Raw genomic sequence first — 22,390 nt, 5'->3', positions numbered from 1 at the left:
AAATTCACCTTGTTTTTTCGACATATATCGACATTTAATCTATTCAAAAAAAGACGAGGATACAATCCCTCGTCTTTTTTCATTACTTTTCTTCAAATAATAATGCTTCTAATTCATTTAATTTCTCTTCAAATACTTGTAGTGCCTCTTTTACTGGTTCAGGAGATGCCATATCTACTCCTGCTTTTTTCAGCACTTCAATTGGATAATCAGAGCTTCCTGCTTTTAAGAACTCGTTAATATAACGTTCTACTGCTGGTTGTCCTTCTTCTAAAATCTGTTTAGATAGAGCTGTCGCTGCACTAAATCCTGTTGCGTATTGATATACGTAATAGTTGTAGTAGAAGTGTGGAATACGAGACCATTCTAAACCAATCTCTTCGTCGATTACTAAAGCGTCACCGAAATATTTCTTATTTAAATCATAGTAGATTTCCGTTAGCATATCTGGCGTAACAGCATGTCCTTCTTGTACTTTCTTATGAATAATATGTTCAAACTCTGCAAACATCGTTTGACGGAATACAGTACCACGGAACCCTTCTAAATAATGATTTAATAAATATAGACGCTCTTTCTTATCTTCTGTCGTTTTTAATAAATAATCATTTAGAAGCGCTTCATTACAAGTTGATGCCACTTCTGCTACAAAGATGGAATAATCACCATATACGTGCGGTTGTGTTTTTCTTGTATAGTAACTATGCACTGAATGACCAAACTCATGAGCAAGTGTAAATAAGTTATTTACATTATCATGCCAGTTCATTAAAATATACGGATTTGTTCCATATGCACCAGATGAGTATGCCCCGCTTCGTTTTCCTTTATTCTCATACACATCTACCCAGCGATTTTCATATGCCTCTTTCAAAATATCAACATATTCATCACCAAGTACGTTTAAAGATTTTAATAAAAGGTCTTGTGCTTCTTCGTATTTCACATTCATTTTCACTTCTGGTACAAGTGGTGTATATAAATCATACATATGAAGCTCATCAAGTCCTAATGCACGCTTACGAATATCGATGTAACGGTGTAATAAATGTAAGTTGTCATTTACCGTTTCAACGAGTTGATCGTATACTGCTTCCGGAATATTATTATTGCTCAGTGCAGCTTGGCGAGCAGAATCATATTTACGAACACGCGCATTGAAATTATTACGTTTTACTGCTCCACTTAGCGTACTTGCGAATGTATTTTTAAATTTCCCATACGTTTCATATACAGCTTTAAATGCATCTTCGCGAACACGAGGATCATCACTTTCTAAAAACTGAATGTAACGGCCATGTGTAATTTCTATTTCTTCTCCGTCTTCACCTTTAATAGATGGGAATTTTAAATCCGCGTTATTCAACATACCGAATGTATTGCTTGATGAACTCATTACTTCAGATGCTTCCGCTAATAAAGCCTCCTCAGCTTCTGATAATACGTGCGGGCGTTGACGTGTAATTTCTTCTAATGCATGTTCATATACACTTAAATCTCTATTTTCCTTCAAGAATGTTTGCATTGTATCTTCTGAAATCGATAAAATTTCAGGCACAATATACGCTGTGCTACTAGATACTTGTGAATATAAATTTGTTGCGCGATCATTTAATGCTTGATATACGGAGTTTGTTGTATCTTGATCGTAACGCATATGAGCATATGTATATAGCTTACCTAATCGCATTGAAATTTCATCTTCATATTGCAATGCCTCAAGTAAATTGTCCGCAGAGTCACCAAGTTTCCCTTTAAATTCAGTTAACTTCGGTAATAGCTCTTTAATAGCCTGGAATTCTTTTTCCCATTCTGCATCCGTTTGGAAAATATCTTCTAATCGCCACGTACTTGCTTCTTCAATCTCGTTGCGATCTGGTAATGCTTTCGCTTTGTTTTGTTCAGACATTCTTTAAGCCCTCCTTTAAATATCTCTACTTAAGTACAATTCGTTTTTTCTTATGTAATTCCTTCACAATCATTCTTTATTATATCCCCTTTTCCTCCTCTCATGTTAAAATTTGCCTCAAATAAAGATAGCGCATGTATTAAGCAAATCTCATCATATTTCATAATTTCCTCCTCTGTTTTTAACATCACTACATCCCTTATTTTTCGGTACGTATAACTTCCCGCTTTATGCAATACACCTATATAGCATAAAAATGTCATATATTCAGTAACTGCCACTTTCCATGTGTGCTGTGAAAAGTACGGAAGTATCCGCCTTTTCGTATACCTTTTTACATAACTACACACATATTGAAGAGAAATACACTCTCCTACTGCAAGCCCCCCTATACACTTCATATATAGAAAAGCTTGCCATATAAATGGGTTTGTTTGAAAAGCAAATCCAGAAGGGAGTGGAACACCAATTTCAGAAGGAAAACTCGCTGGGGTACATTTAAATTGATATAAGAGGCGTAATAATGACTTATAATTATAATTCCAAATCGGCAGGGCATTTTTGCGGAAGTAGTTCTTTCTCTTCTTCCACTCTTCCCTTAGTATCTCTTTCTCGAAAGGAACGGGAGAAAAAAGCATTTCAAAAGTAGTTTTATCGATTGGTAAATATACAGTATGCGCGAAAAAGATGTTTGTAGAAAATGGAGTGACAAATGCACATTTCATAAATGATTTCTCTTTCGAACAGAAGAAAATAAGAAATGGTTGAGGATAAGATTGTAAGGAGAAAGCCATAAGTGAGGAGAATTTCATCCAATATGCCGATTGCTTTTTCAATTGATTTCCACCAACGATCCAAATGACCTGTATACCAGCTCGCCAATATGAATAGGTTCTTTTGTACAGCTGCTCTATAGCAAGGTTTGCACATTGGTATTCAATTGCAATTTTTCTGCCCGCCCTCTCTACAAAAATATCTGGTCGTTGCTTAATTTCCGGAAGGTAGTACTCAATATCCACCTGAAAGTTTTGACGTTTGAACCATCTATATAACAATTCTTTACCGTGCATATGATACGTTGATTCCGCTTCATAAAAGGCAAGACATGAATCCACTTTTTTATGAGCAAAATGCCAACTTTTTTGTTTCCCTAATTTCATTTGCACTTCCTTTCCACAAGCTACACAAAAGAATCGTTCCTGTTGGCGCATACGGCGCAAAAGCTCTTCATTACAATTATAGAGTAAATGAATTTTTTCTCCGTTTTCTCTTTTAGCTATAAATATCGGAATCACACCCTTTCAGCTCCTTATATTCTACAATTTATTACAAATTCCTTTTAAAAAAGAGATGTCCCAATTTCGGACATCTCTTTTTATAATAATGGCGATAATAACCGGTACGTTGATTCAACAATTCGTCTATGCAGACGCCTTTTATGAAAACGATCGACGTGAATTTCACTGGATTCTTCTAAATCGTCTTTAAAGTCTTGAACAAGTCTTTTAATGCTATCTGTATCATATAAAAAGGCATTTACTTCAAAATTCAAATGAAAACTTCTCATATCCATATTAGCTGTCCCAATTGAAGCTAAATCAGAATCAACGATGACAATTTTACTATGAAGAAAACCTTTTTCGTATTCATATATCTTTACTCCTGCGTCTAAAAGCTCTGGGAAGTACGATCTCGATGCGTAAAAGACAGTGCGCTTATCAGGTTTACTCGGCATCAACAAACGGACATCAATACCAGCAAGTGCAGCAACCTTTAATGCGGATAAAATATCATCATCCGGAATAAAATACGGCGTTGCAATCCAAATAGATTTCCGAGCAGAAGCGATCATTGCGAAATATAAATGCTTAATCGTTTCCCACTTATTATCGGGGCCGCCTGCAACTAGCTGCACTCCTCCCCAATGATCACCCTCAACTGCTTTTGCTTGTAAATATTCAGGAGCTAGCACAGCCTCTCCAGTCATATAAAACCAATCTTGAAGGAAAATAAGCTGTAAACTTTGAACCGCTTCACCACGTAAATACAAATGAGTGTCTCGCCAAAAGCCAAAATATTTACTTTTTCCTAAATACTCATCACCAATATTTAATCCGCCTACAAACCCTTCGTTCCCATCAATCACAACAATTTTCCTATGATTTCGATAATTAATCTTATCGTTTAAAATCGGAAAGCGCACAGGAAAGAACGGAATCATTTCTACACCTGCATCGTTTAATTCTTCAATATACGATTTCGATAACTTAAAACTTCCAACCGCATCATATAAAAAGCGAACAACAACGCCCTCTTTTGATTTTTGTATTAAAATATCTTTAATTTCTGTTCCTAATTTATCATCACGCACAATGTAATATTCCATATGAATGTGATGTTTCGCTCGTTTTAACCCATTTAAAATGGCCTGAAACGTTTCATCTCCATTTGTTAATGTCCTCGTTTCAGTTTGAAACGAAATATTTAAAGCACCTAATCGATCCGCTAAACGAAATAACAGTTCTTGATGCTTATGATTGCGTAAAATTCGTTCTTCGTAATCTTCATGCCCTTTATATTGTAAAAACGCCTGTTCATCAAGTAACGCCTTCTTTTGAAACATTCTTTTTCTCCGAAAATTTTGTCCAAATAATAAATAAGCAAAGAAGCCAAACACAGGAAAAATCCCTAACACAATTAACCATGTAAGTGTTTTAGATGGGTGGCGATTTTCTAAGAAAATAACGCAACCAATTAAAAACGCAGATACTGTAAATAAAATACTAATAATACCTAAAATCGAAACATCTTTTATCCCAATCACATCTGAATAAAATGCTACATCAATAAACATACGTAACGAAACAAATAATGCGAACAATAGCAGGATAAAGAAAATCAGCTTTAACGTATTTTTCATCTCTTACCTCCTAACTAAGAAAGCTTTCCTATTCTTCATATAAAAAGCCGATTTCATACTACAGAAATCGGCCTACGTTTTAGCAGGAAAATTATTGCGAATCGTTTCAAGCGCATGCTCTTTCACAATTTGTTTTCCATACTCACTTACACGATGAATTGTTAAAGTTGATTCTTCCCCATATTCTAAAACAATACTTAAAATACGATCGATTTCTTCTTCATCATGTAGCACTTCATCGAATTCCACATATACATAATAGCGGTCCTCAAATGAATACAGCTCATCTTTTATATCTTCAAAGATAAGACGATGACTTAATGAAATGACATCTTCAAAATCATTAAATTTAATTAAAAAGCCAAACGTACCATCTTCATTAAAGTTTGTTCCTGTTTGTTCTTCTACCTCTTCGACTAACTCTTGTTGGAATAATGATTCAATGCCTTCATCTAGAGGAATATCTATAATTTTGTCTACCCCTATCGGTAGTTCCAGCTTTTGCCCATCCTTTGAAAGCTCTGCTTTCGTGACAAGTACTTCAATCCCTTTATCGACTGCTTGCACTTGGATCCATAACGGCCCATCAATAAAGAAATCGTCATGATCACGAGCTTCGTCCATCATCTCCCAAAAGAGCTCTTCACTTCGTTCGCGATCATACCAAATTTCTTCACGATTAAATCCTCTATCCTCTATATCAATGTACGTAATAAAAAATTTCATCGTATGATCATTAATTCTTTCAATATCCAAAATACAACTCTCCCTTCCTGCTTAGAATTGTTATGAAGGGATTCCCCACTCATATGACAAATCATTAGATTCTTGTACTCTCATTTTATGATAAGATTCTCCAGAATGGAAATAAAATCGATTTATTTTACAAAAATAGTTATATGCCTATCTTTACTCGATCAACTACATAAATATATTATTATAGCGATTTCTTACTTACAAAAAATTTGGACATACATTTCCACATTCCCCCGTACACTGTAATAAGGTGAAACTTCTATTAGAAGAGATTATTTAACAACAACTTTCTTCATCACATACATACAGTTCGCTTATTAAAACATCATAAATGGAGGCAGACGAATGGACTTAGAGTTTTTAACATCCGTACTAATGATTGTCGGTATCGATGTTGTATTAGGTGGTGACAATGCAATCGTCATCGCACTAGCTAGCCGAAATTTACCTGAATCGAAACGAAATAAAGCTATTTTGATCGGTACTCTTTTAGCAATCGTACTAAGAATTGTCCTTACTATACTAGCTGTCTATTTACTCGACATTCCATTTCTACAATTGATTGGCGGGGTTTTACTTACATTAATTGCAGTCAATTTATTAACTGATGATAGCAACGACCTTTCTGCCATTCAAGGAAAAACAACTTTATTTCAAGCTGTGCGGACAATTGTTTTCGCGGATCTCGTTATGGGGTTTGATAATGTTATTGCCATTGCAGGTGCAGCTCACGGGAGATTTTTACTCGTCATAATCGGCTTACTCATTTCTATCCCTATTATTATTTGGGGCAGTAAACTTATTTTAATACTTATGGAACGATTTCCATTCCTCATTTATTGCGGTGCAGCAATTCTTGCCTATACTGCAGGGAAAATGGTTACACATGAAGACAGACTTGCAATCTTTTTTCATAACAACCCAAGTTTCACTGCAAGCATTCCTTATTTGTTCATTTTCACTATTTTATGCATCGGCTTTATCGTAAAACAAGTTCGATTACGCAATGTGAAACATTAAAAAAAACCTTCTACTATATAATAGGTAGAAGGTTTTCATATTATTATAATTAATTTACAAGACGTTGTGCTTCACGTAATTGGAACGTTCTTACTGTACGTGGTAAGAAACGGCGAATTTCGTCTTCGTTATAACCAACTTGAAGGCGTTTCTCGTCAATCATAATTGGACGACGTAAAATCCCCGGATAGTCACGAATCATCTTATATAAATCTTGAAGTGGTAAAGATTCTAAGTTTACATTCAATTCTTGGAAAACTTTCGAACGAGTAGAAATAATCTCATCCGTTCCGCTTTCTGTCATACGTAAAATCTCTTTAATTTCCTCAATCGTTAATGGATCTGAGAAAATATTACGTTCTGTATAGGGAATATGATTTTCCTCTAGCCATAATTTCGCCTTTCTACAAGACGTACAGCTTGGAGAACTATATAATGTTACCATACAAAGCTCACTCTCCTTAAAGAGTACAAATTCTGTACTAAATACAGTTTTAATTTCTAACTTCAGCAATTTTTCGCGATAACTTGTCTTATTGAAAAGTACAAAAATCGCATTTCATGTAAGCAACAACTTATAATAAACAACAATTACTTTTAATAAGTAACTTCTATAATCATTATACAATAGATTTTGCAAGAAATATACAGTAAATTTCCTGCTAGTTGAGAAAACTCTTCTGTGTATTCCACTGCTATGTAACATGATTACGCTCAATTTAGCTGTACTTGAACAATAACTTTCAACCCTTTTAATACTCATTTCCTCTAGATTTTTCATATAATATATAGTTATTTATCTATAATCTTCCCTATGAAAAAGAGAACGTTTTCTTACTTTTTCCTGATAAATCAATTAAGAAATGTAAGACTATACAAATGAGAATAAAAAGGAACGTTTGTTCTTATTTTAACAAACATTCTCCCTCCTGTCTACACGATTTCTAAAGTAAATTAAATATTTTTCTGACATTTCTTTCTTTTTCATTTTTTATCTCATACAATAAACATACAGACAGGCAAAGGGGGAGTTTGCAAATGATTGCTTTTTTTATTGATTTTATTACGGTTGCTGCCCTTATCATCGGAATAACAGCATTGATTGGTGTCATTACAAATAGCATCGGTGAAAAGCTCTTTGGTGGAAAAGAAAAAATGAAGTTTGTTAACAAGAGTTTGGATGTACAATCCGGCTGGAACCAAGTTGGTGGAAAAGGCATTTATAAAAAACGCACGTATTAAAAAAAGCAGGTGGTTAGCCTGCTTTTTTTATTTCTCTACGGATGCCCACTTAAAGCTTAATTCACCGCCATATTTGTGGATATACACATCTTTAATCGTTTCTCTTTCTAATATAGATCTGCCGCGTTGGAATACTGGCGCAATTGCTGCATCCTCAAATAAAATTTTCTCTGCTTTTAACAGTTCATTCCAACGTCCTTTTACATCTGAGCCTTCTTGCTTTGCCTTTTTAATAATGTCATCATACTGAGCATTAGAATAAGCCATTTTATTTTGTGAACCATCTGTTATAAACATATCAAGGAATGTGATTGCATCAGGAAAATCAGGTCCCCATCCAGTAAATGAAATATCAAACTGTCCACTATCTTCAAGTTTTAATTTTTGCGCAAATGGTTGCATCTTAATTGTTACTGTTAGACCTGGTAAGTTCTTTTCTAATTCTCCCTTTACATACTCACCAATTTTCTTAGATTCTTCATTATCAAAGTTTAAAAATTCTAGTTCTATTTTATCCTTACCTAATTCTTTCTTGCCTGCTTCCCAGAATTTTTTAGCTTCCTTCACATCGACTTTCGAAAGCTTTCCATTTTCTTTTCTGAAATCTTGCTTATCTGGTCCCTTAACAAAATCAGATGGTACTAAACCATAAGCTCCCTTAGAACCGTTGTTTAAAATAACCTCTCCAATACCATCTCGATCGTATGCACTAGAAATAGCCTTACGAATATTTTTGTTAGCTAATGATGGATTTTTTTGGTTAAAACGCAAGAAGAATACAGTTGGATCATTAATTGTTTTAAAGTCTTTTTGTCCTTTATATTTATCAACTAACTCCGCTGATAAACCAACTCTGTCAATCGCATTCGTATTATACAAATTAACAGCTGCTCCTGTATCTTTTACAACATTAAAGTTAACTTCTTCTAACTTCACTTCTTTTTGATCCCAATAATTTGGATTTTTCTTTAATTTGAAACTTTGTTCATGTTTCCATTCATTTAATACAAATGGACCGTTATACAGAGTTGTATTTGCTTCCAAACCAAATTTTTCTCCCTGTTCTTTCATATATTTCTCATTTAATGGGAAAAATAGTGGATACACAGTTAAATCGAGAAAGTATGGAACTGGATTATCCAATTCAACTTCTAATGTATAATCATCTATTGCTTTAACACCTAATTGATCCGGTGATAGCTCTCTTTTATTAATTTTTTCTGCATTTTTTACATCTAACATAATATATCCTGATTTTGCTGCCGTATCAGGATTAACAGCTCTTTGCCATGCATAGGCAAAATCTTTTGCTGTTACAGGGTCACCATTCGACCATTTAGCGTCTTCCCGCAATTTAAACGTATATTTTTTACCATCTTCTGATTTTGTATGAGATTTTGCCACACCTGGAACTAACTTATCGCCTTTTCCAAGTCGATACAGCCCTTCCATTGTATTATTCATAACTTTTGAAGAAGCAGCATCCGAGGCAAGTGTTGTATCCATTGTCGGAATTTCAGACACTTCTGTTAGATTAATAACTTGCTTCGCACCGCTTTTCCCGCTATCCCCTTTTGCGTTTGCTTGCGGTTCATCTTTTTGATAGCTACATGCCCCTAACATCATGCTCATCGCTACTGTTGATGCTACAAAAACTGGTATCTTTTTTTTCATACTTCCACCCTCCAAAAAAAATGTTAGCCCTTTCATTTTCAAACAGAAAGAAATATATATATGTTCTAATAATTCATATTATACACACAAATATATTTTTTGTATATTTATATTTCTATTTCATTAAAATTTCCTGTTAAAAAATAAATCTTTGTAAACGTTTCATATTGCTGATTATTCTTACTAAAGTGTTAAAAACGATATTTTTTATACTTTTCTAAATTATCAGAGAAAAATAAATTTTATATTTTATAATACTTTATGTATAATTATCCCAACCTTTTTAACATAAAATAGCAGTCCCTTCATATTAAAAATATGTAGGCTAAAATGAGTGCAAAGGATAAGAAAGTATGTTACGATACATTTTGCTAAAAATAGATATCGGTAAAGAGGGGACGGACATGACAGCAATTCAGGAAAAAAATGGGCCGACAGAGAAATTAAGTTTATTCTTATTAACATGGCCTATTTTTCTAGAAGTTTTTCTTTTTATGTTGATGGGGATCGCTGATACTTTCATGTTAAGTGCATTATCAGACGATGCTGTATCTGGGGTTGGTGCAGCGAATCAATATCTCCATATTGCGATTTTGGTATTAGAAGTCATCGGGAACGGCGCTGCTATCGTTGTATCTCAATACCTCGGTTCCAGACGCTTTATGGAAGCATCTAAAATATCAGCATTAGCCGTCACATTAAATTTAATAGTTGGGCTCGTTATAAGCGCTGGTTTTCTTTTATTTTCGAAACATATGATGCTCGCAATGAACTTACAAGGCGATGTACTAACGTATGCGCAAAACTACTTATCTATCGTCGGAGGAGCTATCTTCCTGCAAGCTATCATTAACTCATTAGCCGCAATTATCCGTGTACACGGTTTTACAAAGCAAGCGATGTTTATTTCACTCGGAATGAATATTATTCATATCGCTGGAAACTACGTACTCATTTTCGGGAAATTTGGTTTCCCTGAGCTCGGTGTACAAGGGGCTGCAATTTCTTCCGCTATCAGTCGATTGATCGCACTTATTGTTTTCTTCTGGTTACTATACCGCGTTATGGAATATCGCGTGAAATTACAATATTACTTCACTTTATCCAAAGAATACATTGGGAAAATTTTAAAAATCGGTATTCCATCTGCATTTGAACAAGTGATGTATCAAGCTTGTCAAATCGTCTTCCTTTATTACGCAACGTACTTAGGAACGGAATCATTAGCTGCTAGACAATACGCTACTAACATTTCCATGTTCACTTATTTATTTGCAATTGCGATTGGTATGGGAACAGCCATTATTATTGGCCGCCTTGTTGGTGGTGGCGAAAAGGATGAAGCATACGAACGCTTATGGAAAAGTGTAAAATGGGCGATTGGTGTAACTCTATGTATGGTCGCTCTCGTTATTACATTCCGTACACAATTAATGGGACTGTTTACAGATAATCCGCACATTATCGGGTTAGGCGCAAGTGTTCTTTTACTAAGTGTACTACTTGAAACGGGACGTACGATGAATATCGTCATCATTAATTCGCTTCGTGCAGCTGGTGATGCAAAATATCCTGTTTTAATCGGTGCATTCTCTATGGTGTTAATGAGTTTACCACTAGGTTACTTTTTCGCCTTTCATTTAGATATGGGGCTCGTTGGTATTTGGCTAGCGATCGCCATCGACGAATGGACGCGTGCCATTATTATGTTCTTCCGCTGGAAAAGCAGGGCGTGGGAACGTTACGCACTTGTGAAACCAGAAGAGCAAGACGAGATTGGTTCTGTTCAGGCACAGTAGTACTTGTTTGATCATGATGTAGTTATTAATAAATGCAATTTATATCGACTTACCGACAACTCATTTATATAGTATAGAAAAAAGCCATCCTTCCTTAATGGAAGAATGGCTTTTTTTATTATTGATAAATCTCTTTATATTTCTTATACTCTGCTTCAGAACATAGTACGAAATGTCCTGGGCGAATTTCACGCATTGTTGGCACTTCGCTACCGTAATCATGCTGCGATGGATCGTATACGATACGTTTACGATTGCGCTCATAATCTGGATCTGGTAGCGGAATTGCTGATAATAGTGATTTCGTATATGGATGAACTGGATTCGCATATAACTCTTCACTTGTTGTTAGCTCAACGATTTGACCACGGTACATTACACCGATGCGGTCACTAATGTATTTTACCATTGATAAATCATGGGCAATAAATAAGTATGTTAGACCTTTTTCTTTTTGTAGCTTTTTCAATAAGTTTACAACTTGCGCCTGAATCGATACGTCAAGTGCTGAGATCGGCTCATCCGCAATGATAAATTCTGGTTCTACAGCAAGCGCTCGAGCGATACCGATACGCTGACGTTGTCCACCTGAGAATTCGTGCGGGAAACGGTTCGCGTGCTCTTTATTTAAACCAACTGTGTTTAATAGTTCATGAACACGGTCCATGCGCTCTTTTTTACTTTTCGCTAATCCGTGAATATCAATACCTTCTGCGATAATATCCCCTACTGTCATACGAGGATTTAATGATGCGTATGGATCTTGGAAAATCATTTGCATTTTACGGTTGAATTTCTTCAATTCTGCGCGTGATTTCTTACCATGTACGTTTTCACCATCGAACAATACTTCACCAGCAGTTGCATCATATAAACGAATAATCGTTCTTCCAGTAGTTGATTTACCACAACCTGATTCTCCTACAAGACCAAATGTTTCTCCGCGGTAAATATCAAATGAAATATCATTAACCGCTTTGACAACACCACCACTCACGTCGAAGTGCTGCTTTACATTTTTTACTTCAATTAATTTCTCACGTTGTTTAGTCATGTTGTTCACCTGCTTTCATTTGAAGAATACGTTTTTCAACGACTGCCGGCGGTTTTACTTCTGGAGCTTGCTCGTGAAGTAACCAAGTTGCCGCATAGTGTGTATCACTTACTTTAAATAAAGGTGGGTCCATTTCAAAATCAATTTTTAGTGCCTGTGGATTACGTGGTGCAAAAGCATCACCCTTTGGCGGCTTCAATAAATCCGGAGGCGTTCCAGGAATTGCGTATAACTCTTCCTCTGAGCCATCTAAACTTGGCATAGATGCGATTAAGCCCCAAGTATATGGATGTTTCGGATTATAGAAAATTTCATCTACAGTTCCAATTTCAACAACTTTACCAGCGTACATAACTGCCACTCGGTCAGCAACGTTTGCTACTACACCTAAGTCATGCGTAATGAAAATAATTGCCGCTTCTGTTTTTTGCTGAATGTCTTTCATAAGTTCTAAAATTTGTGCCTGAATCGTAACGTCTAGCGCTGTTGTCGGCTCATCGGCAATTAATAATTTCGGGTTACAAGCTAACGCCATCGCAATAACTACACGCTGTCTCATACCACCTGAGAATTGGTGAGGATATTGTTTTAAACGAGCTTCTGGATTTGGAATACCTACAAGGTCGATTAATTCTAAAGCAACTTTACGTGCGTCTGCTTTACTCATCCCTTGGTGTTTAATAAGGCCTTCCATAATTTGATTTCCAATTGTCATCGTTGGGTTTAATGATGTCATTGGATCTTGGAAAATCATCGCGATATCTTTACCACGTACTTGCTGCATTTCTTTTTCTGTTAATTTCGTTAAGTCACGACCTTCAAATACGATCTCACCATTTTTAATGCGTCCAGGAGGATTCGGAATTAATCCCATTAACGCTTTAGAAGTAACTGATTTCCCTGAACCAGATTCTCCTACAATCGCCAATGTCTCTCCTTTTTTCAAATCAAAAGTAACGCCGCGTACAGCTTGTACTTCACCTGCATGTGTATCAAAGGAGACTTGTAAATCTTTTACCTCTAACAATGTTTTCATCTTTGCCTCTCCCCTCTTTTACTTACGCATTTTTGGATCTAACGCGTCGCGTAATCCGTCTGCCATTAAGTTAAACGCTAAAATTAATATACTGATGACAACCGCAGGGATGAACATCATATGCGGATACGTTTGAATAGATTTATAACCATCATTTACAAGAGAACCTAGTGACGCAAATGGTGGCTGAATTCCTAAACCGATGAAACTTAAGAACGCTTCACCAAACACCGCTGATGGAATTGTAAACATTGTCATTACGATAATAGGTCCCATTACGTTCGGGATTAAGTGTTTTACAATTAATTGTGTATTTGTTGCACCTAATGTACGAGATGCTAATACATATTCTTGGTTTTTTAATTTCAGGATTTGTCCACGAACGATACGCGACATCCCTATCCAACCTGTAATTGCCATTGCGAGTGTAATTGACCATATACCAGATCCCATAATGATTACCATTAAGATAACGATGATTAAGTATGGAATACCGTTAATAATCTCCATAATACGTTGCATAATATTATCTACTCTGCCACCATAAAACGCTGAAATACCTCCATATGCAACCCCAATTACTAAGTCAATTGCTGCTGCTAAAAGAGCGATATATAATGATACGCGTGTACCTTCCCATGTTCTTGTCCATAAATCACGACCAAGATCATCTGTACCAAACCAGAAGTACTCTTTAATATCACGTTTTTCATATTGGTCAACACCATATTGATCTGTACCGTCAAATGGTAACCAATGAACATTTTCAATAACAGGAATTTTCGGTGGCATTTTCGCACGACCTAAATCTTGCTCTTTATACGAGTGTTTACTTACCATCGGTCCAAAAATCGCTAGTAATATAATAAGGCTTAATAATACGAAACCAATCATCGCACCTTTATGTTGGAACAAACGTCTTCTTACATCTTGCCAAAACGTTAAGCTTGGACGGGCAATGACTTCATTATCAACATTATTTTGATTGGCTTGTTGAAATAAATCTGGAGATAATTTTTGTACATCTTTCATCATTTTTTCCCTCCCGCTAAACGAATACGAGGATCAATAATTCCGTATAAAATATCAACAATGAAAATAACTAAAATGAAGATCGCACTATAGAAAATCGTAGTTCCCATAATAACTGTATAGTCATTCACTGTAATAGATTTAACGAATTGTTCCCCAAGTCCTGGTACAGCATAAATTTGCTCGATAACAAGTGTTCCTGTAATTAATGCCGCAACCATTGGTCCTAAAATTGTTACTACTGGAATTAATGCGTTACGAAGTGCGTGTTTGACAATGATAACGCCTTGGCTAATTCCTTTCGCTTTTGCTGTTAAAATGTAATCGGCTTGCATAACTTCAATTAATTCTGCACGAGAGAAACGTGCGATTGTTGCGATAACTGCCATCGATAAAGCAATTGTAGGCATTACTGTAAACTCTGGTCCTTTCCAGAACGCTACTGGGAACCAACCAAGTTTTACCCCTACGAAATATTGTAGTAAAGCAGCGAATACGAATGATGGTACCGACATCCCGAGTACGGAAATAATTGTCGCTCCATAATCGACCCATGTATTGTTACGAAGTGCCGCAACGATTCCTAAAATTAAACCTATAAATGTTCCTAATATAATCGCTTGTAAACCAAGCTGTGCTGATGGTCCAATGCGATCCACAATCATATCTGTTACTGGACGGTTATCATATTGGAATGATACCCCTAAATCACCTTTTGCTAAGTTACCTAAGTAACGTGCGTATTGAACTGGTACCGGATCATTTAAACCATATTTTTCCAGAATGATTTCTTTTTGTGCCGGTGATAGCTTCTCCTGGTTTTTAAGCGGAGAACCCGGAAGTAATTTCATCAAAAAGAAAGTCAGCGTAGTAATTAAAAATAATGTCAAAGCCATGTACACGAAACGTTTTAATACATAACGTCCCATAGTCAAGCACCTCCCCGTTTTTCTCAAAAGCAATAAGATAGTTTAAAATATTCTTACTTTTATTTTTTTAAAATAAGAGCATATGCCCATCATAGGCATATACCCCTGTAAACGATGGAAAAAAAGATTATTTTTGTTCAACAGATGCCCATTTGTAAGTTAATCTACCACCATAGTTGATTGGTATAATATCTTTTACAGCATCTTTTACTATATATGCTGAACCTTTTTGGAAGATTGGAGTGATAACTGCATCCTCTTTAATTAACATCTTCTCTACTTCTAAAAGGTTATTCCAGCGTGCTTGTAAATCTTTTGTATCTGTTTTAGCTTTTAGAATTAACTCATCATATTTCTGATTAGAATACCCTGTTTTATTTTGAGAACCATTTGTAACAAACATATCTAAATATGAGATTGGATCTGGGAAATCTGGGCCCCAAATACCAAACGCAATATCATATTGCTGAGAATCTTCTAATTTATTTTTTTGTGCAAATGGCTGCTGTTTAATTTTAATTGATAAACCAGGTAAGTTTTTTTCCATCTCACCTTTTAAGAATTCACCAACCTTTTTTGCATCTTCATTATCAAAGTTTAAGAATTCTAGTTCGATTTTATCAGTGCCAAGCTCTTTCTTCGCTGTTTCCCAAAGCTTTTTCGCTTCTTTTGGATTCGTTTCAACTAGCTTTCCATTTTCAGCTCGGAAATCTTTTTTATTCGGACCTTCAGCGAAATCTTTTCCAACAAATCCATAAGCTCCAATCGCACCATTATTTAAAATAACTTTCGCAATGTTATCACGATCAAAGGACATTGAAATTGCTTTTCTTAAGTTTTTATTACTTAAGTATTGATTACTTTGATTAAATCTTAGGTAAGCAACCCCTGCTTCTTTTCTTGTGTGGAATTCTGAGCTTTGTCTAAACTTATCAACAAATTCTGAAGTTAGAGCCGCACGATCAATCGAGTTTGTCTCATATAAATTTACATCAGTTGACGTATTTTTTACAATATTAAAGTTAATCTCTTCGATTTTAACCGTTTTATTATCCCAATATGATGGGTTCTTCTTAAACTGGAAGCTTTGCTCATGTTTCCAATCACTCATAACAAATGGCCCATTATATAATGTTGTATTTGCCTCTAACCCAAACTTATCACCTTGTGCTTTTACAAAGTTTTCATTTAGTGGGTAAAATACCGGATAAACTGTTAAATCAACAAAGTAAGGAACGGGATTGTCTAATTCCACTTCTAATGTATAATCATCAATCGCTTTTACACCTAATTGGTCAGCAGGTAATTCTTTTTTATGAATTTTCTCTGCATTTTTAATATCAAACATAATGTACGAATACGTCGCTTTTGTATCTGGATTTACTGCTCTTTTCCATGAATACACAAAGTCTTTTGCTGTTACAGGCTCCCCATTCGACCATTTTGCATCTTTTCTTAATTTAAATATGTATTTCTTTCCGTCATCTAGCTTTTGAACATCTTCTGCAATTCCAGGCACTCTCTTTTGATCTTTGCCGATACGATATAAACCTTCCATCGTATTATTTAATGCTGTAGAAGATGCAGCGTCAGATGCTAGCGATGCATCCATTGACGGAATTTCAGATAACTCTGTTAAATTAAGAACCTGCTTTCCGTTACTACTACTCGTAGTGTTTTCTTTCCCTTTTGCTTTTGCGTCATCTTTTTGGTAGCTACACGCACCCAGCAACATACTTGCAGTTAAAGTCGATGCAACTAATAACGGTATCTTTTTCTTCATGTTGTGTTGCCTCCCCTACTTGCACTTCCTGTACCCTCACTTGTTAAAAAGTAGAATTGAAAGAATAATCTCCAAGTTTCTACAATTTTCATTATACATATAATATAACAATTGTGAATATAGTTTTTTGTTTTTTTGTTAAAATTTTTAATAAAATGTTTATATTTTTATTTTTTTGTAAAGGGATACGTTAACATTGATACCATCATCTTGAAATCAGACCTTTAATTGCGTATAATTTTCAAAAAATTAATTCTAGTACATATTATAGCTTTTATAGTATAATAATTCTAGTAATATTTTGACGGAGGGGAACATTTTGAATAAAGTTTTTTTTCATACTTGTATACTAATTTTCATAGCGATAATCGCTTCTAGTATTGGCGCATTCCTCATTTCATCGCAATTTTTGTTGAATTTTGTCAACATCTCGTTTTATATTGCACTGTTTTTTATTCTTATCGGCGGTTTTTTATACATATTTCAAAATGGTTTTTTCAATGTAACCATTTACGCATTCCAAAGAGTATTTGGTACGAATAAAAAGATTGACTCTTTAATTGAAGAAGTCGAGGAACCTACAGATAAGAAAGAACGTATTTATAAAACATATTCATTCAAATGGACATATCCAATTTGTATTACAGGTATCGTTCTTGGGTTGTTCTCGACCCTTATTAGCTTTACTATTTTGATGTAGTTTGCAAACACTATCCCATATGATATAATAATCAGCAAAACATTTTGTTATAAAACTTTAGTTCTTTCATATTAAAAGAGCTCAAGTAACAATAAATAAATTTATATGTATGCGATGATAAAGAAGAGTACATATTGAGGCAATTTCAGAGAGCTTGTGGTCGGTGTGAACAAGTAATTGTACAGTATGGAATGGGCTTTTGAGCACCAAACCGAACCGAGAGTAGTAGGCTTTGGCGTTATATCCAAACGTTATTATGGATTAGAGAGATTTCACAGTAGTGAAATAATTAGGGTGGTACCGCGGTCCATTCGTCCCTATGGTTTTTGGGATGAATGGGCTTTTTTGTTTGCCTTCTCTTCCCCCATCACGCATTCAATTTTAGGAGGAATTACTTATGTCAGTTATCTTTTCTGGTATTCAGCCAAGTGGAACGATTACACTTGGAAACTATTTAGGAGCAATGAAGCAGTTTACAGAGCTTCAAAATGAACACGACTGTTATTTCTGTATTGTAAACCAACATGCGATTACAGTACCTCAAGATCCCGTACAACTTCGTAAAAACATCCGCAGTCTTGCTGCACTTTATGTGGCATGTGGCATTGACCCTGAAAAAGCTACTTTATTTGTACAATCAGAAGTACCAGCACACGCTCAACTAGGTTGGATCATGCAATCTGTTGCTTACGTTGGAGAATTAGAGCGTATGACGCAATATAAAGATAAAGCTTCTGGTAGAGATTCAGTTCCAGCTGGATTACTTACGTATCCACCATTAATGGCTGCTGATATTTTACTTTACAATACTGAAATCGTGCCGGTTGGTGATGATCAAAAGCAACATATCGAATTAACACGTGACCTAGCAGAGCGTTTCAACAAACGTTACCGTGAAATCTTCACAATGCCTGAAATTCGTATTCCAAAAGTAGGAGCTCGCGTTATGTCATTAACAGAACCTACGAAAAAAATGAGCAAATCTGATCCGAATCCAAAATCAATGATCAGTATGCTTGATGAGCCAAAAACAATTGAAAAGAAAATTAAGAGTGCTGTAACTGATTCTGAAGGTATTGTGAAATTCGATAAAGAAAACAAACCTGGCATCTCTAACTTATTAACAATCTACTCCTCATTCTCTGGAAAAACAGTAGAAGAAATCGAAGCAATGTACGAAGGAAAAGGATACGGAGACTTCAAAGGCGACCTAGCACAAGTAGTCGTAGATGCAATTCGTCCAATCCAAGACAAATACAACGAACTAATCAGCTCACCAGAACTAGACGAAATTCTAGACAAAGGTGCCGAAAAAGCAAACCGCGTTGCATTCAAACAACTACGCAAAGTAGAAAACGCAATGGGACTAAGCAGAAAACGTAGGTAACATATAAAGCGGAGGCGGCTAGTTTAGAATGCGAGGCCACCGAACATTCTTGCCGCTGGAACTAGATTACTACAAAATTAAAAAACCGCCAATTGGCGGTTTTTTAATTTACCTTTTGCTCATTTTCCATTTCCCATAACTTTTCAAAAAATGGCTGTCCTTTTACGAGACGCTCGCATAATTGTTCATGTTTCTCAGACCAGCCCGCTTTCGCTTCATCATACAGTCTAGCCCAAATATCCTCGAACTCCATATGTTGAACCGTTCCATATGCTGATGGATCCCACTCTGTGTACCAATAGCGAATCTCTGCTGTATTTTTCGTTGTATGTAATTGATCTAACGCCATAAATAATAATTGTTTTAGCTGTCTTTCTTTACGAGTCAAGCCATTCATAATGAAAGGCGATGGTGATAAAATGTGATGTTCTTTTTCTGTTTCTTCTACTTGGAACTCATACTTTTCTGCTTGTACGTTTTCTACCATCTCATATACCATCTGCTCTTGGCGTGGTATAAGTCTGCTTTTGCGAATTGGTACATTGTAACCAATTGTGTCAATCGCAATAATGCCTTTCCCATCTGTAACAACAAAGCAATACTCTTGCTGCAAACGTTCATGATTTTTACGAATATAAGCCTTATGATGTACGTCTTCCAGCATTTTTTGCGGAAGCTCTAACAATTCGTTCTCGATGTAATGATATAATGTGGCATCTACTTTTAATAATGGCACTTGATCTAATAGCTCAATCGTATCATCTTTCCGCCATTCGTAAAAATGACAAACGTTATACCCATTTTCTTCACCTTCAAACCAATTTACCCATACATCATGTAGATATAACATTCACTACCCCTCACTTCACTACTGTTTGTACCAATCATTATGTTCATTTTTGCTTAACTTTATTCCACTTGAGGAAATATATTCTAATTATTATTTTTTCTTCTATTAATACTAAAAAAACAGGAAATAGAATTCCTGTTTTTTTATATATGAAATGTATTTGCTTTATTCAATATTTCTTTTGCATCTATAGATAATAAAGAAAGTGTATCTTCTCCTTCCAAAGTTACACAATCTTTGACAATATGAAATCCAAGCGCATAGCCAAGCATCTTCGGATAAGAGTGAAAGCCATTTAATAAGATGTCATGTTCCCTTGTTCCTCGTTTTATACTTATTCTTTCATGTACAACATTTTTCCAATAATAAATAGCCTCTTCTTTTGAAAGATACGCCGTCCACGGTGCATTGTTTTTTTCTGAATATCTTTCCGTCACTGCTTGCTCAGCTAGCCCTTCCATAATCATTGTATCAAGTAATGTATATTCTGTTTCTTTCGTCTCAATTTGATGTAACCTGCATATGTGATGGTATTCATGCGCCAATAACACTTTTAATTCTTCTACCGAATTCCGTCCACATACGAATAAGAAAATAACATGACGCATAGATAATCCAGCCCTACCGTTATACTCTTCTTGCACAGTTCGATTATAGGAATCTGATAATAAAATAAAGACAGGGACATCCGGACCTTTCAACCAATTTTTCAATTTATCATACTCCAGGCTCAACTCTTTCCAAATTTCCTTTTCCTCTAATTCTTTAATTTCCTTTTCCCCACGCATGATCGGGCGATACATCCCTTTTGAAATTAAAAAGCGATACAACCTTTCTTTTGGCAACGGAATATACTTCGTAAATTTCTCACAAAGTTTTTCTGGCCGTCCATAATATAAATGTAGCCATTCAGCTGTTTCAACAATCCCCATCTTTATCCCTCCTTTTTCTTATGTATATGCTACAGGAGAAAAAGACGTAAAAATAAATAAGGAGTTTTTTCGCAATATAATGCGGAAAAACTCCTTATTTTATCTATTATTTATACGATTTAAATACTAACACTGCGTTATGACCACCGAATCCTAATGAGTTACTTAATACTGCATTTACTTCTTGATGTCTCGCTTGATTCGGTACGTAATCTAAGTCACATTCTGGATCTGGTGTCTCATAGTTAATTGTTGGAGGAATTACTCCGTCTGTAATTGATTTAATAGAGAAAATCGCTTCAACAGCACCAGCTGCTCCTAATAAGTGACCTGTCATTGATTTCGTTGAGCTAATTGCTACTTTATACGCGTGCTCACCGAAAGTTTCTTTAATTGCCATCGTTTCATATTTTTCATTCGCATCCGTACTTGTACCATGCGCATTAATGTAATCAATATCTTCTGGCTGTAGGCCTGCATCAGCTAAAGCTTGACGCATTGCACGCACTCCGCCTTCACCACCAGGAGCAGGCATTGTAATATGGAATGCATCACCAGTTGCACCGTAACCAGCGATTTCCGCGTAAATGTGAGCACCACGAGCTAATGCGTGTTCTAATTCTTCAAGAATTAAAATACCTGAACCTTCACCCATTACGAAACCGCTACGGTTTTTATCAAACGGACGGCAAGCCGTTGCTGGGTCTTCATTAAATGTTAATGCTTTCGCTGAGCTAAATCCTGCGAATGCCATACTTGTTAGCGGTGCTTCTGCTCCACCTGTAATCATTGCGTCAGCATCACCACGCTGAATTGCTTTAAATGCATCGCCAATTGAGTTTGCACCAGATGCACAAGCCGTTACAGAACAAGTGTTAATTCCTTTTGCTCCTGTTGCGATTGATACTTGACCTGCTGCCATATCTGGAATCATCATCGGCACGAAGAATGGGCTCACGCGGCGTGGGCCTTTCTCAGTAAAAATCTTAAATTGTTCTTCGTATGTTTCCATACCGCCAATACCAGATCCAATCCATACACCAATTCGAGGTCCGTTTTCTTCTGTAATTTCAAGCTTTGCATCTGCAACTGCCATTTTCGCTGCTGCTACTGCATATTGTGTAAAGCGATCCATACGGCGCGCTTCTTTTTTATCAATATATTTCTCGACTTCAAAGTCGTTAATTTCCGCTGCTACTTTTGCTGGAAATAGTTCTGGATCAATTCTTGTAAGTCGCCCGATTCCAGATACACCCTTTTTAATGTTTTCCCATGCTGTTTCAACATCTGTTCCGACCGGTGTAACAGCTCCTAGTCCTGTAATTACGACCCTCTTTTTTTCCATACAAAATACACTCCTTTTTTTC

19 protein-coding genes and 1 other annotated feature are annotated in these 22,390 nt (G+C 35.8%); of the genes, 5 read left to right on the top strand and 14 right to left on the bottom strand.

The window, feature by feature from the left end; all coding sequences use genetic code 11:
* Positions 1 to 82: 82 nt before the first annotated feature.
* The 4 genes from pepF to mecA all read right to left on the bottom strand — a co-directional run bounded on the left by pepF (position 83) and on the right by mecA (position 5,585).
* The gene (gene pepF, locus ACUXVC_RS06010; protein WP_089170608.1) at positions 83 to 1,909 is read right to left on the bottom strand and encodes an oligoendopeptidase F; all 1,827 of its coding nucleotides are present in this window, start codon (positions 1,907 to 1,909) and stop codon (positions 83 to 85) included.
* Between the two features lie 50 nt (positions 1,910 to 1,959).
* Positions 1,960 to 3,204 carry a competence protein CoiA gene (locus ACUXVC_RS06005; protein WP_098126001.1) on the bottom strand — a complete coding sequence of 415 codons (1,245 nt, stop codon included), beginning with the start codon at positions 3,202 to 3,204 and terminating at the stop codon, positions 1,960 to 1,962.
* Between the two features lie 80 nt (positions 3,205 to 3,284).
* Positions 3,285 to 4,829 carry a cardiolipin synthase gene (locus tag ACUXVC_RS06000; RefSeq protein ID WP_000799191.1) on the bottom strand — a complete coding sequence of 515 codons (1,545 nt, stop codon included), beginning with the start codon at positions 4,827 to 4,829 and terminating at the stop codon, positions 3,285 to 3,287.
* A gap of 72 nt (positions 4,830 to 4,901) precedes the next feature.
* Positions 4,902 to 5,585 (bottom strand): adaptor protein MecA, encoded by a 684-nt coding sequence (gene mecA / locus ACUXVC_RS05995; RefSeq protein WP_000350715.1) that lies wholly within the window; start codon positions 5,583 to 5,585, stop codon positions 4,902 to 4,904.
* Between the two features lie 345 nt (positions 5,586 to 5,930).
* Between mecA and ACUXVC_RS05990 the strand changes: the two genes are divergently transcribed.
* Positions 5,931 to 6,605 carry a TerC family protein gene (locus ACUXVC_RS05990; protein ID WP_069355211.1) on the top strand — a complete coding sequence of 225 codons (675 nt, stop codon included), beginning with the start codon at positions 5,931 to 5,933 and terminating at the stop codon, positions 6,603 to 6,605.
* Positions 6,606 to 6,654: 49 nt separating this feature from the next.
* On the opposite strand, the gene spx is transcribed toward ACUXVC_RS05990, so the two are convergent.
* On the bottom strand, positions 6,655 to 7,050 hold the full coding sequence (spx, locus tag ACUXVC_RS05985) for a transcriptional regulator Spx (RefSeq protein ID WP_000258267.1): 396 nt from the start codon (positions 7,048 to 7,050) through the stop codon (positions 6,655 to 6,657).
* Positions 7,051 to 7,643: 593 nt separating this feature from the next.
* Between spx and ACUXVC_RS05980 the strand changes: the two genes are divergently transcribed.
* The gene (locus tag ACUXVC_RS05980; RefSeq protein WP_000559971.1) at positions 7,644 to 7,847 is read left to right on the top strand and encodes a hypothetical protein; all 204 of its coding nucleotides are present in this window, start codon (positions 7,644 to 7,646) and stop codon (positions 7,845 to 7,847) included.
* Positions 7,848 to 7,874: 27 nt separating this feature from the next.
* Here the strand turns inward: ACUXVC_RS05980 and ACUXVC_RS05975 are convergent, their stop codons facing one another.
* Positions 7,875 to 9,521, bottom strand: a complete 1,647-nt coding sequence (locus tag ACUXVC_RS05975) for a peptide ABC transporter substrate-binding protein (protein ID WP_144465544.1) — start codon at positions 9,519 to 9,521, stop codon at positions 7,875 to 7,877.
* A 353-nt stretch (positions 9,522 to 9,874) separates the two neighbouring features.
* Between ACUXVC_RS05975 and ACUXVC_RS05970 the strand changes: the two genes are divergently transcribed.
* Positions 9,875 to 11,320: an MATE family efflux transporter gene (locus tag ACUXVC_RS05970; protein WP_003291568.1), complete on the top strand. Its 1,446-nt coding sequence runs from the start codon at positions 9,875 to 9,877 to the stop codon at positions 11,318 to 11,320.
* 118 nt (positions 11,321 to 11,438) lie between these two features.
* Here the strand turns inward: ACUXVC_RS05970 and ACUXVC_RS05965 are convergent, their stop codons facing one another.
* The 5 genes from ACUXVC_RS05965 to ACUXVC_RS05945 all read right to left on the bottom strand — a co-directional run bounded on the left by ACUXVC_RS05965 (position 11,439) and on the right by ACUXVC_RS05945 (position 17,154).
* Positions 11,439 to 12,374: an ABC transporter ATP-binding protein gene (locus ACUXVC_RS05965; protein WP_016082471.1), complete on the bottom strand. Its 936-nt coding sequence runs from the start codon at positions 12,372 to 12,374 to the stop codon at positions 11,439 to 11,441.
* On the bottom strand, positions 12,367 to 13,410 hold the full coding sequence (locus ACUXVC_RS05960) for an ABC transporter ATP-binding protein (protein WP_000854346.1): 1,044 nt from the start codon (positions 13,408 to 13,410) through the stop codon (positions 12,367 to 12,369). Before ACUXVC_RS05960 ends, ACUXVC_RS05965 begins: the two co-directional genes overlap by 8 nt.
* 18 nt (positions 13,411 to 13,428) lie before the next feature.
* Positions 13,429 to 14,445, bottom strand: a complete 1,017-nt coding sequence (gene opp3C, locus ACUXVC_RS05955) for an oligopeptide ABC transporter permease (protein ID WP_000974103.1) — start codon at positions 14,443 to 14,445, stop codon at positions 13,429 to 13,431.
* Complete coding sequence (gene opp3b / locus ACUXVC_RS05950; protein WP_000534166.1) at positions 14,442 to 15,371, bottom strand: oligopeptide ABC transporter permease; 930 nt, start codon at positions 15,369 to 15,371, stop codon at positions 14,442 to 14,444. Before opp3b ends, opp3C begins: the two co-directional genes overlap by 4 nt.
* 127 nt (positions 15,372 to 15,498) lie before the next feature.
* Positions 15,499 to 17,154, bottom strand: a complete 1,656-nt coding sequence (locus ACUXVC_RS05945; protein ID WP_144465545.1) for a peptide ABC transporter substrate-binding protein — start codon at positions 17,152 to 17,154, stop codon at positions 15,499 to 15,501.
* A gap of 319 nt (positions 17,155 to 17,473) precedes the next feature.
* Here ACUXVC_RS05945 and ACUXVC_RS05940 point away from each other — a divergent pair, with 319 nt between their 5' ends.
* Both ACUXVC_RS05940 and trpS read left to right on the top strand, forming a co-directional pair.
* Positions 17,474 to 17,854: a DUF3899 domain-containing protein gene (locus tag ACUXVC_RS05940; RefSeq protein WP_071731608.1), complete on the top strand. Its 381-nt coding sequence runs from the start codon at positions 17,474 to 17,476 to the stop codon at positions 17,852 to 17,854.
* Positions 17,855 to 17,959: 105 nt separating this feature from the next.
* Positions 17,960 to 18,176, top strand: a binding site (T-box leader).
* Between the two features lie 75 nt (positions 18,177 to 18,251).
* Positions 18,252 to 19,241 (top strand): tryptophan--tRNA ligase, encoded by a 990-nt coding sequence (trpS, locus tag ACUXVC_RS05935; protein WP_000110989.1) that lies wholly within the window; start codon positions 18,252 to 18,254, stop codon positions 19,239 to 19,241.
* Positions 19,242 to 19,344: 103 nt separating this feature from the next.
* Here trpS and ACUXVC_RS05930 read toward each other — a convergent pair whose 3' ends face one another.
* The 3 genes from ACUXVC_RS05930 to fabF all read right to left on the bottom strand — a co-directional run bounded on the left by ACUXVC_RS05930 (position 19,345) and on the right by fabF (position 22,368).
* Positions 19,345 to 20,091, bottom strand: a complete 747-nt coding sequence (locus ACUXVC_RS05930; protein WP_000966129.1) for a YjbA family protein — start codon at positions 20,089 to 20,091, stop codon at positions 19,345 to 19,347.
* A 143-nt stretch (positions 20,092 to 20,234) separates the two neighbouring features.
* A complete protein-coding gene (locus ACUXVC_RS05925) occupies positions 20,235 to 21,023 on the bottom strand; it encodes a DUF2268 domain-containing protein (RefSeq protein WP_053565023.1) in 789 nt (262 codons plus the stop codon).
* A 106-nt stretch (positions 21,024 to 21,129) separates the two neighbouring features.
* On the bottom strand, positions 21,130 to 22,368 hold the full coding sequence (fabF, locus tag ACUXVC_RS05920; RefSeq protein WP_000412656.1) for a beta-ketoacyl-ACP synthase II: 1,239 nt from the start codon (positions 22,366 to 22,368) through the stop codon (positions 21,130 to 21,132).
* Between the last annotated feature and the right edge of the window lie 22 nt (positions 22,369 to 22,390).

Source organism: Bacillus sp. N6, assembly GCF_052805735.1.
The sequence above is the reverse complement of the archived record's forward strand: the minus strand, read 5'-3'. Positions and strand labels throughout refer to the sequence as shown.